This window comes from Amphibiibacter pelophylacis (assembly GCF_037688875.1).
Taxonomy (GTDB): Bacteria; Pseudomonadota; Gammaproteobacteria; order Burkholderiales; family Burkholderiaceae_C; genus Amphibiibacter; species Amphibiibacter pelophylacis.
The window spans coordinates 76,020-86,147 of the sequence record NZ_JAWDIE010000015.1 but is presented as its reverse complement, the minus strand read 5'-3'; the positions used below and the strand labels follow the sequence as shown (position 1 = coordinate 86,147).

The 10,128-nt window shown below is 67.1% G+C and carries 13 protein-coding genes; 9 read left to right on the top strand and 4 right to left on the bottom strand.

Annotated elements, in window-relative coordinates:
- Positions 1-167 precede the first annotated feature (167 nt).
- On the top strand, positions 168-392 hold the full coding sequence (locus RV045_RS10400) for an addiction module protein (RefSeq protein WP_423235717.1): 225 nt from the start codon (positions 168-170) through the stop codon (positions 390-392).
- A 36-nt stretch (positions 393-428) separates the two neighbouring features.
- On the opposite strand, the gene RV045_RS10395 is transcribed toward RV045_RS10400, so the two are convergent.
- A complete protein-coding gene (locus RV045_RS10395) occupies positions 429-824 on the bottom strand; it encodes a Cd(II)/Pb(II)-responsive transcriptional regulator (protein WP_423235716.1) in 396 nt (131 codons plus the stop codon).
- Between the two features lie 102 nt (positions 825-926).
- On the opposite strand from RV045_RS10395, the gene RV045_RS10390 reads away from it, so the two are divergent.
- Positions 927-1,619 (top strand): cation efflux transmembrane domain-containing protein, encoded by a 693-nt coding sequence (locus tag RV045_RS10390; RefSeq protein WP_423235715.1) that lies wholly within the window; start codon positions 927-929, stop codon positions 1,617-1,619.
- Positions 1,620-1,652: 33 nt separating this feature from the next.
- Positions 1,653-2,087, top strand: coding sequence for a DUF29 domain-containing protein (locus RV045_RS10385; protein ID WP_423235714.1), 435 nt, complete (start codon positions 1,653-1,655; stop codon positions 2,085-2,087).
- A 16-nt stretch (positions 2,088-2,103) separates the two neighbouring features.
- Here the strand turns inward: RV045_RS10385 and RV045_RS10380 are convergent, their stop codons facing one another.
- Both RV045_RS10380 and RV045_RS10375 read right to left on the bottom strand, forming a co-directional pair.
- Complete coding sequence (locus RV045_RS10380) at positions 2,104-3,474, bottom strand: TrkH family potassium uptake protein (protein ID WP_423235713.1); 1,371 nt, start codon at positions 3,472-3,474, stop codon at positions 2,104-2,106.
- A 3-nt stretch (positions 3,475-3,477) separates the two neighbouring features.
- Entirely contained in the window at positions 3,478-4,128 is a 651-nt protein-coding gene (locus RV045_RS10375) for a potassium channel family protein (RefSeq protein ID WP_423235712.1), read from the bottom strand.
- Between the two features lie 163 nt (positions 4,129-4,291).
- Here RV045_RS10375 and dusB point away from each other — a divergent pair, with 163 nt between their 5' ends.
- The 6 genes from dusB to ruvC all read left to right on the top strand — a co-directional run bounded on the left by dusB (position 4,292) and on the right by ruvC (position 9,644).
- Positions 4,292-5,356, top strand: a complete 1,065-nt coding sequence (dusB, locus tag RV045_RS10370; RefSeq protein ID WP_423235711.1) for a tRNA dihydrouridine synthase DusB — start codon at positions 4,292-4,294, stop codon at positions 5,354-5,356.
- Between the two features lie 122 nt (positions 5,357-5,478).
- Positions 5,479-5,751: a helix-turn-helix domain-containing protein gene (locus RV045_RS10365; RefSeq protein WP_423235720.1), complete on the top strand. Its 273-nt coding sequence runs from the start codon at positions 5,479-5,481 to the stop codon at positions 5,749-5,751.
- Between the two features lie 58 nt (positions 5,752-5,809).
- Positions 5,810-7,402, top strand: a complete 1,593-nt coding sequence (purH, locus tag RV045_RS10360; RefSeq protein ID WP_423235710.1) for a bifunctional phosphoribosylaminoimidazolecarboxamide formyltransferase/IMP cyclohydrolase — start codon at positions 5,810-5,812, stop codon at positions 7,400-7,402.
- 52 nt (positions 7,403-7,454) lie between these two features.
- The gene (locus tag RV045_RS10355) at positions 7,455-8,099 is read left to right on the top strand and encodes a lysophospholipid acyltransferase family protein (protein ID WP_423235719.1); all 645 of its coding nucleotides are present in this window, start codon (positions 7,455-7,457) and stop codon (positions 8,097-8,099) included.
- Complete coding sequence (locus tag RV045_RS10350) at positions 8,096-9,088, top strand: phosphatidate cytidylyltransferase (RefSeq protein ID WP_423235709.1); 993 nt, start codon at positions 8,096-8,098, stop codon at positions 9,086-9,088. The genes RV045_RS10355 and RV045_RS10350 overlap by 4 nt, the downstream gene beginning before the upstream one ends.
- Positions 9,069-9,644 carry a crossover junction endodeoxyribonuclease RuvC gene (gene ruvC, locus RV045_RS10345; RefSeq protein ID WP_423235708.1) on the top strand — a complete coding sequence of 192 codons (576 nt, stop codon included), beginning with the start codon at positions 9,069-9,071 and terminating at the stop codon, positions 9,642-9,644. Before RV045_RS10350 ends, ruvC begins: the two co-directional genes overlap by 20 nt.
- 70 nt (positions 9,645-9,714) lie before the next feature.
- On the opposite strand, the gene RV045_RS10340 is transcribed toward ruvC, so the two are convergent.
- A complete protein-coding gene (locus tag RV045_RS10340; RefSeq protein WP_423235707.1) occupies positions 9,715-10,101 on the bottom strand; it encodes a hypothetical protein in 387 nt (128 codons plus the stop codon).
- Between the last annotated feature and the right edge of the window lie 27 nt (positions 10,102-10,128).

Here is a 10,128-nt window from a genome sequence, read left to right as displayed (position 1 = left end):
GGAAGGGCCCCGAGCAGCTTAAAATGGTCCAGCATGCAGTGATTTTTTGCAATTCGACAAAAAAAATAAATTCGCGCTCGGAAGTCAGCTCAGCTGGTTCGTGCGCAAGTTTTGGGGTGTTTCCCTAATAATTTTTCAAGTTATGCCCATTCCCCCGGAGACGCCCTATGCCTGCTCCCCTTGAAGTCCTTGCGCAACAGGTTCTCCAGCTCCCGCAGCCCGACCGCGCCCGTCTGCTTGAGCAGATTATCGGAAGCCTTGACGCTGACCGTGAGCGGGATGCGCGCTGGAACGCCCTCGCCGCCCTGCGCGACGCTGAAGCGGATTCGGACCCATCTGTTCTTGTCTCAGGGCGAGAAGCACTTGCACGCATCCGCACCGCACTCGGGTGAGCACAAGGTTCCGCACGTCGTGATGCGAAGCCTCCCCTACTCCCCCACCCCCTGAACCAGCTCCTCCAGAATCCCGCATGTCTTGGATTCGCCGCTGCAGTGGCTGCGCAGCGCTTCGAGCTGGCCCAGCAGCTGGCCGAGTTCGGCCAGGCGTGTCTGGACGCGCACGATCTGCTCATCGACCAGGGAATTGACCTCGGCGCAGGGCGCGCGGGTGGCGTCGGCCAGGTCCAGCAGGCGGGCGATGTCCTTGAGCGACATGTCCAGGTCGCGGCAGCGGCGCACAAAGACCAGGCGCTGCAGGTGCTCGGATCGGTAGTCGCGGTAGCCGTTGTCGCGGCGCGCAGGCGGGGGCAGCAGGCCTTCGCGCTCGTAGTGGCGCAGGCTCTCGACCGTGCAGCCCGCGCGGCGGGCCAGTTCTCCGATGTTCATGCTTCTCCCTTTCAGCCGTGTGTGAACGCTTGCTGGGCGCTTGACCCTGGTCCTGCTTCAGGGTGTGGAATGCGTCCTGAACCATTTCTGAAGGAGTGAAGTATGAGCAGAAACTGCGCACACGGCTGCAGCCACGGGATCGCCCCGGCCACCGGCCCGGCTTACCGGCACGCACTGTGGATCGCACTGGCCGTCAACGCGGTCATGGCGATGGTGGAAATCGTCTTCGGACACCGGGGCGATTCGGTCGCGCTGCTGGCCGACGCCATCGATTTTCTGGGCGACGCCGTCAATTACGGCCTGGCGCTCTGGGTGCTGGGCGGCGCGCTGGCCTGGCGCTCGCGTCTGGCGTTGGGCAAAGGCGCGGTCATGGCGGCTTACGGCGTTTTCATCATTGGCAAGGCGCTGTGGGGCGCGTGGCTGGGCACGGCGCCGCAGCCGCTGACCATGGGCGCGATCGGCCTGCTGGCGCTGGCGGCCAACCTGGGCGTGGCGGTGCTGCTCTACGCCTGGCGCGAGGGCGATGCCAATATGCGCGCCGTCTGGCTGTGCACGCGCAACGACGCGCTGGGCAACGCCGCCATCGTCCTGGCCGCGCTGGGCGTGCTGGGCAGCGGCACGATGTGGCCCGACCTCATCGTTGCCGCCATCATGGGCGCGCTGGCCCTGAGCGCCGGGCTGCAGGTGATGCGCCAGGCGCGCTCAGAAATGGCGGGCGGTGCGCAGGCAGAAGAGGCCCAAGGGCACACGCATGGGCACAGCCACAGCCCTGCAGCGCAGGGGCATAATCATTAAAACGGCCTCCCCAAGGCGGTTCAAGGAGTTCTGATGCCTAGCACCTATGACGCGGATGTGGTCGCCTGGTCGACCGAACAGGCCGCCTTCCTGAAATCGGGTCAGTTCGACAAGCTGGACCTGGACAACCTCGCCGAGGAGATTCTGGACGTGGGCAAAAGCGAAAAGCGCGAACTGGCCAGCCGCATGGCCGTCCTGCTGGGCCACCTGCTGAAATGGCAGGTGCAACCGCAGCGCCGTTCCAGCAGCTGGGAGGTGACCATCCGCATCCAGCGCCGCGCTATCCGCAGCCATGTCGCGTCAGTACCCAGCCTGCGCCCGGTGCTGGCTGATGCGAGCTGGATCGACCGCTTCTGGCTGGACGCTCTCGACCTGGTCGTCCGCGAAACCGGCATCGGCGATCTGCCCGAGCATTGCCCCTGGGCGATGGCCGATGTGCTCACCGAGGGCTGGCTGCCGGCCGACTGAAAGCCGCCCCACGGCATCACCCCACCTGAATCTCGCACTCCGGATGGCGCACGCGGCGGGTCTGCGGGGTGGCCAGAATGTAGCCCAGCGTCAGCGGGCCCAGGCGGCCGATGATCATCAGCACGATCAGCACCGATTGGCCCACGGTGCTCAGCTGCCCGGTCAGGCCCCGCGACAGGCCGACGGTGCACAGGGCGGACACCACCTCGAACATCACATCGACCAGCGGCAGGCCGGGCTCGAGGGCGGCCAGCACAAAAACGCCGCAGAAAATCAGGAAAAGCGTGATCAGCGCCAGCGACAGCGCCTTCATCACCAGGCGCTGCGGCACCGAACGGCCGAACAGCGTCACCTCGTCGCGGCGGCGCAAATAGGCGTAGGTGGCCACGACCAGGATGACGAAAGTCCCCAGCTTGATCCCGCCCGACGTGCCCATGGAGCCGCCGCCAATGAACATCAGCGCCGTCATCAGCACCGTGCTGGCGTCGGTCATGCTGGCGATATCCAGACTGTTGAAACCCGCCGAGCGCGGCGTCACCGCCTGAAACCAGGCCAGCACCGCCTGCTGCGGCCAGGCCAGCGGGGCGAGGGTTTTGGGGTTGCGCGCCTCCAGCAGCCAGATCAGCACGAAGGCGCCCAGCGAGAGCACCGCCGTGGCCGTCAGCACCACCCGCGTATTGGTCGACAGCCGCGACCAGCGGCGCTGGTGCCGGATGTCCAGCAGCACGACAAAGCCCAGGCCCCCGGCCAGGAAAAGCAGCGAGATCACCGTCTGCACCGCCGCATCGCCGCCAAAGGGCATCAGGCTGGTGGCGTGCAGCGAAAACCCGGCGTTGTTGAAGGCGGACACCGAGAAAAACAGGCCGTGGTACATCGCCTGGCGCACCCCCAGCTCGTCGCGCCACAGCAGAGTCAGCAGCACAAACCCGACCGCCTCGAAAAACAGGCTGTACAGCAGCACCGCACGCGCCGTGGTGGCGGCCTGCGCCAGGTGGGTCTGGTTGTAGGCCTCCTGCGCCAGCATCTGCTGACCGATACCAATGCGCGCACCCAGGGACATGGCGGCCAGCACGGCGAAGGTGACAAAGCCCAGACCCCCGAGCTGCACCAGCAGAATCAGCGTCATCTGCCCGGCCACCGTCAGCTGGCTGCCGGGGTCGATGACGGCCAGGCCCGTGATGGTCACCGCCGAGGTCGCCATGAAGGCGGCCTGCACCCACTCCAGCGGCTGGTGCGCCGCCCAGGGCATTTTCAGCGCCAGGGTGCCCAGAAACGCCAGCAGCACCGTGCCCAGCGCCAGCACCAGCGGCGGGCTGAGCTGCAGCGTGCCGCGACGCTGGTCGGGCACGTCGTAATAGATGCGGCTGTGCGGGTCCCAGAGGCGCACGGTTCAGACCAGTCGCGGAGCGATGCGCTGCAGCAGCTTCAGCGGCCCGGCCAGCACCAGAGTATCGCTGGCCTGCAGGACGAAATCGGGCGGCACGGGCGAGTGGATGGCCTCGCGCCGCTTGACCAGAAATCCCTTGATCTGCTCGCAACCGGTCAGCAGATCGGCCAGGCGCGTGCCGTCCAGGCGGTCGATCAGCTCGATCTCGACCAGATACTGCCCGTGGCCCAGCGCCATGTACTGGTTGACCATGGGGTAGTTCAGCGCCTGCGCCACGCGGATGCCCATCTCCTCTTCCGGGTGGATGATGCGCGACACGCCCAGCCGCGACAGGATGGCGTGGTGCGGCCGGGACGCGGCCTTGACCCAGATTTCGGCAACACCGAGGTTTTTCAGGTGCAGCACCGACAGGATGCTGGCCTCCAGGTTCTCGCCGATGGCGACCAGCACCGCATCGCAGCTGGTGACGTTGATCTCGCGCAGCGCCTGCTCGTCGGTGGCGTCGGCGATGACGGCATAGCTCAGCTTGCTGGCCAGCGGGTTGACGCGCTTGGCCGCGCCATCCAGACCGATGACGTCATGCCCCAGCCGCAGCAGCTCCAGGGCGGCGGCCGTACCAAAACGGCCCAGACCAATGACGGCAAACTGCGACATACGCTCTCCAGCGCGGGACATGACTGGGCGGGATTCTAGCAAGCGCCCGCGCGCCGCTTTCGCCACTTCAGACCGGCTTTGGCCCCCTTTATAATCAATCTTTTGCCGGTTCCGCCCCGGCCCTTCCCCCAGCCCCGCGCCCTTTGTGCGCCCTGAAGCCGCCATGCAGCTTGGTCCCCACCTGCTTCCCAACCGCCTGTTTGTCGCCCCCATGGCCGGGGTGACGGACCGGCCGTTCCGCCAGCTCTGCCGCCGTCTGGGCGCGGGCTACGCGGTCAGCGAAATGGTGACCAGCCGCCGCGATCTGTGGGACAGCCTGAAAACCTCCCGCCGCGCTGATCACCAGGGCGAGCCCGCGCCCATCGCCGTGCAGATCGCCGGGGTCGATCCCGTCGAGATGGCCGACGCCGCACGCCACAACATCCAGCACGGCGCGCAGATCATCGACATCAATATGGGCTGCCCCGCCAAGAAAGTGTGCAAGGTCTGGGCCGGATCGGCGCTGATGCAGAACGAGGCGCTGGCGCTGTCCATCATCGACGCCGTGGTCGCCGCCTGCCAGCCGCACGGCGTGCCCGTCACCCTGAAAATGCGCACCGGCTGGGCCGCGCAGCAGCGCAACGCGCCGCGCCTGGCCCATCTGGCGCAGGAAGCTGGCGTGGCCATGCTGACCGTGCACGGCCGCACGCGCGAACAGAAGTACACCGGCCACGCCGAACATGACACCGTGCGCCGCATCAAGGCCGCAGTGCGCATCCCGGTGGTGGCCAATGGCGACATCAATTCGCCCCGCCGCGCCCTGCGCGTGCTGAGCGAAACAGGCTGCGACGCCGTGATGATCGGCCGCGCCGCCCAGCGCCAGCCCTGGATTTTTGCCGACACCGCCCACCTGGGGGCGCACGGCCACGACGCCCCCGCGCCCGCCACCGCGCAGGTCGCCACCTGGCTGCTGGATCACCTGCAGGACCATTACGGCCTCTATGGCGAACTGGCCGGGGTGCGCACGGCGCGCAAGCACATCGCCTGGGTGGTGCAGGACGCGCCCGGCGGCGAGGCTTTCCGCCGCCACATGAACACCCTGCAGGACACGGCCAGCCAGTGGCAGGCGCTGCGCGACTGGCTGGACGAGCTCGCGCAAAATCACCCGCTGTGGCCGGTGGCTTATCCGGACGATGTTCTGGCGGGCACGATGGCCGACGACGATGTCACCGTGAGGGCCGCCGCATGAGCGCACTGCCCAGAGACGCGGACGCCGACATGACGGCCAACATGAGCCCCGACGTGGACACGAACCCGCCGCACGAGCCGCATGAACCAGACGTTACGGACGATACGGACCAGCGCCCCACCCTGGCGCAGAGCGTGGCGCAGGCGGTCGAGCAGTATTTCGAGGATCTGGACGGCGAACCGCCCAAAGACCTCTACGCCCTGTTTGTCGACATTCTGGAAAAGCCGCTGCTGGAGACCGTGCTGGTCAAGGCGCGTGGCAACCAGTGCCGCGCCGCCGACTGGCTGGGCCTGAACCGCAACACCCTGGCGCGCAAGCTGCAGCAGCACGGCATGGACGCCCGAGCGCTGTGGTTTGAGGCCAGGCTGGCGCAGCGCCGTCAGGGCAAAAGCTGATCCCTTTTGGCCCGTCTGACCCTTTTTTAATCGACTTCTGACCACAACGATGCCCACCATGACCCGTCAACGCACCGCCCTGATTTCCGTATCCGACAAGACCGGCGTGGTCGAACTGGCGCAGGGGCTGCACGCCGCTGGTTTCGCCCTGCTGTCCACGGGTGGCACGGCGAAACTGCTGCAGGACGCCGGGCTGGCCGTCACTGAAGTGGCCGACCACACCGGCTTTCCCGAAATGCTGGACGGACGCGTCAAGACGCTGCACCCGAAAATCCACGGCGGCCTGCTGGCCCGGCGCGATCTGGCCACGCACCGCGAGGCGCTGGCCACGCACGGCATCGCCACCATCGATGTGCTGGTGGTCAATCTCTACCCCTTCGAGGCCACGGTGGCCCAGGCCGGATGCACGCTGGAAGACGCCATCGAGAACATCGACATCGGCGGCCCGGCCATGGTGCGCAGCGCCGCCAAGAACTGGCAGGACGTGGCCGTGCTGACCGACGCCAGCCAGTACGCCGCCGTGCTGGACGAGCTGAAAAGCACCGGCGACACCACCCGCGCCACGCGCTTTGCGCTGGCTGTGTCCGCCTTCAACCGCATCAGCAACTACGACGGCGCGATCAGCGATTACCTCTCCAGCCTGCAGGCCGATAGCACGCGCTGCGCCTTCCCGGGCCAGGCCAACGGGCGCTTCGTCAAGCTGCAGGACCTGCGCTATGGCGAAAACCCGCACCAGTCGGCCGCCTTCTACCGCGACCTCTACCCGGCGCCGGGCTCGCTGGTCACGGCACGCCAGCTGCAGGGCAAAGAGCTGTCCTTCAACAACATCGCCGATGCCGACGCCGCCTGGGAATGCGTGAAAAGCTTCGCAGCGCCCGCCTGCGTCATCGTCAAACACGCCAACCCCTGCGGCGTGGCCGTGGCCGAAGACGCGCTGCAGGCCTACCGCAAGGCCTTCCAGACTGATCCCACCAGCGCATTTGGCGGCATCATCGCCTTCAACCGCACGGTCGATCTGGCCGCCGCGCAGGCCGTCAGCGGCCAGTTTGTCGAGGTGCTGATGGCGCCGGGCTACAGCCCCGAGGCGCTGGAGCTGTTCAAGGCCAAGGCCAATGTGCGGGTGCTGGAAATCGCCCTGCCCGAGGGCGGCCTGACCGGCGACACCGACTGGCAGCGCGGGCGCAACGCCGTGGACATCAAGCGCGTGGGCTCAGGCTTGCTGATGCAGACGGCCGACAACCATGTGCTCTCAAAATCCGACCTGAAAGTGGTGACCCGGCTGCAGCCCACCGCGCAGCAGCTGGACGACCTGATGTTCGCCTGGACGGTGGCGCAGTACGTCAAATCCAACGCCATCGTGTTCTGCAAGGACGGCATGACGATGGGCGTGGGCGCGGGCCAGATGAGCCGCCTGGATTCGGCGCGCATCGCCTCGATCAAGGCCGGGCACGCCAGCCTGAGCCTGGCCGGAACGGCGGTGGCGTCCGATGCCTTCTTCCCCTTCCGCGACGGGCTGGACGTGGTCGTCGATGCGGGCGCCAGCTGCATCATCCAGCCCGGGGGCTCGATGCGTGACGCCGAAGTGATCGCCGCCGCCGACGAGCGCGGCGTGGCCATGGTGTTCAGCGGGGTGCGTCATTTCCGCCACTGAGCCCACCGGCAGCGAGCCCGCCAGCAGGGCGGCGCCGGGTCTGCTCAACCGCCTGCTGGTGAGCGCGGCGTCCACGCTGCTGGGCGCCATCCTGCGCCTGGTGACCAGCGCGCAGGGCCACTGGCAGGGCTGCCCGCCCTCGGCTGAGCAGCGCATCTACTTCGCCAACCACCAGAGCCACGTGGACTGGGTGCTGATCTGGGCGACGCTGCCGGCCGACCTGCGCCAGCGCACGCGGCCCATCGCGGCCCGCGATTACTGGCAGGCCAGCCGCCTGCGCCACTGGCTGACGCGCGAGGTGTTCAACGCCGTCTACGTCAACCGCCAGCGCACCGACGACCAGGACCCGCTGGAGCCGCTGGTCGAAGCCCTGCACGGCGGCGATTCCATCGTCATCTTCCCCGAGGGAACACGCGGCCACGCCGTGGTGCCGCAGGCCTTCAAGAGCGGCCTTTTCCATCTGGCGCAGGCCTTTCCGCAGGTGCCGCTGGTGCCGGTGTGGATGTCCAATGTGCAGAAAGTGCTGCCCAAAAACGAGGTCGTGCCCGTGCCCATGCTGTGCGTGGCCACCTACGGCACGCCGCTGCAGCTGGAACCGGACGAAGAAAAAGCGGCGTTTCTGGCCCGGACCCGCCAGGCGCTGCTCGATCTGGGCCAGGCGCGTGGCGATCTGGACGCCAGCGGAGGCCCGGCATGAGGCTGATCGGATCCTTAAGCCCGGGGGAAACCATCGGCGTGCTTTTTGTCGCCCTGTTTGGCGGGCTGGCGGTGCTGACGCTGATCGTCTCGCTGCTGGGGGCACGCGCCCAGCGCCGCCTGACGCCCGCGCACCGGCGTCGCCAGGACGCCACGCAGCGCGATCTGGTGGCGCTGTGGACCAGCGCCATCGTCTTCTGGCTGGGCTGGGTCGCGGGCCCGGTGGGCACCACCCTGCTCTTCCTGGCGCTGTCTTTCCTGACGCTGCGCCAGCTCATCACCCTGATCGGCACGCAGCGCAGCGACCACCGCAGCCTGGTGATGGTGTTCTACGGGCTGCTGCCCGTTCAGTACCTGCTGGTGGCTTTCGGGCAGGAGACGCTGCTGACCGTCTTCATCCCCGTCTATGGCGCGCTGGCGCTGCCCGTGCTCAGCGCACTCGCGGGCGACCCGAGCAACTACCTGGCGCGCAACGCCAAAATCCAGTGGGGCGTGATGACGACGGTCTACGGCCTGAGCCACGTCCCCGCGCTGATGAACCTGGAAACGCCCAGCGCGCCGCAGCTGGGACCGGGCCTGGTCTTCTTCATGGTGGTGGTGCTGGCCGTGGCGCAGTGGGTGCAGACGCAGGCCGAGCGGCGCCTGATGCTGCCCCCGCTATCGCGGCGCATCAGCCGCTATTTCACGCTGCGCGGCTGGCTGCTGGGCGCGCTGGCCGGGGCGCTGACTGGCGCCTCGCTGGCCTGGATCACGCCCTTTGGCGTGCTGGCCGCCGCCGTGCTGGCGCTGGGCGTGGCCGCCGCCGGGCTGCTGGGCAGCTTTGTGCTGCAGGCCATTGCCCGCGACACCGGCCCGCGCCGCTGGAACACGCACCGCACCGTCACCGGTGCGGTCGGCCTGCTGGATCGCCTGGCGCCGCTGTGTTTTGCCGCGCCGGTGTTCTTCCACAGCCTGAGCTGGTATTTCCAGCATGTCCCGCTCCAGCCCTGAACCCGGCGCCGTGCAGCGCATCCTCGGCATAGACCCCGGCCTGCGCCGCACCGGCTTTGGCGTGATCGACGCCAGCGGCCCGCGCCTGAGCTACGTCGCCAGCGGCTGCATCAGCACGCTGGAAGCGCCCACGGGCGATCTTCCCGCCCGCCTGGGCCTGATTTTTGAAGGCGTCAGCGAGGTCGTTCAGCGCTTTGCGCCCACGCAGGCCTGTGTGGAAATCGTCTTCGTCAACGTCAACCCGCAAAGCACCCTGCTGCTGGGCCAGGCGCGCGGCGCCGCGCTGGCCGCCCTGTGCGCGGCGCGGCTGGCCATCAGCGAAGTCACCGCCCTGCAGATGAAAAAAGCCGTGGTCGGCCACGGCCACGCCACCAAGGAACAGATTCAGGCCATGGTCATGCGCCTGCTGAATCTGCCCAAAGCGCCCGGGCCCGACGCGGCCGACGCGCTGGGCCTGGCCATCGCGCACAGCCACAGCCAGACCACGCTGGCGACTTTGGGCCAGCACAGCCAGCGCCGCACGCACGCGCAGACGCGGGGCGGCCGGGTTTATTGAACGGCGGGCGGTCAACTGCCCGAAGGGGTCATTTCGGAGGGTCACGGAAGGCATCGGACTGAGTGATCAGCTACTGCGCCGGTACCGGCATCGCCTTTTCATGGCTCAAATTGATCATTCCGCGAATTCCGCGATACACATACCAGAGTGAGAAAAAGACAAACAGAATAACACCCACCCCAATACCGATCAGCGTGACCAGGCCACTTGGCCCTGACTCGGCTCCCATGCCATACAGGATCAGACCTGTCGCCACGATCATTGCCGCAACAAATATCAAATTTGATCGCATGATCCATCTGCAGTGGGAAACGCTGGTTGTAACGGTTGCATTGCGCCCAAGGGACCAGGCGATAACAACAGAGACGATCCAGGTCAGACCCAGAATAAAAGTTAAGGCCATACAGCCATAGGCGAGCCACAAAAGTGTTCGATGAGGCGATTGGGCATTCATCATAGGAATTTCACAGTTTATTTATAAACA

Coding starts and splice junctions, on each gene's coding strand:
- RV045_RS10400 (WP_423235717.1), top strand. CDS start 168: ATGCCTGCTCCCCTTGAAGTCCTTGCGCAACAGGTTCTCCAGCTCCCG.
- RV045_RS10395 (WP_423235716.1), bottom strand. CDS start 824: ATGAACATCGGAGAACTGGCCCGCCGCGCGGGCTGCACGGTCGAGAGC.
- RV045_RS10390 (WP_423235715.1), top strand. CDS start 927: ATGAGCAGAAACTGCGCACACGGCTGCAGCCACGGGATCGCCCCGGCC.
- RV045_RS10385 (WP_423235714.1), top strand. CDS start 1,653: ATGCCTAGCACCTATGACGCGGATGTGGTCGCCTGGTCGACCGAACAG.
- RV045_RS10375 (WP_423235712.1), bottom strand. CDS start 4,128: ATGTCGCAGTTTGCCGTCATTGGTCTGGGCCGTTTTGGTACGGCCGCC.
- dusB (WP_423235711.1), top strand. CDS start 4,292: ATGCAGCTTGGTCCCCACCTGCTTCCCAACCGCCTGTTTGTCGCCCCC.
- purH (WP_423235710.1), top strand. CDS start 5,810: ATGACCCGTCAACGCACCGCCCTGATTTCCGTATCCGACAAGACCGGC.
- RV045_RS10350 (WP_423235709.1), top strand. CDS start 8,096: ATGAGGCTGATCGGATCCTTAAGCCCGGGGGAAACCATCGGCGTGCTT.
- ruvC (WP_423235708.1), top strand. CDS start 9,069: ATGTCCCGCTCCAGCCCTGAACCCGGCGCCGTGCAGCGCATCCTCGGC.
- RV045_RS10340 (WP_423235707.1), bottom strand. CDS start 10,101: ATGATGAATGCCCAATCGCCTCATCGAACACTTTTGTGGCTCGCCTAT.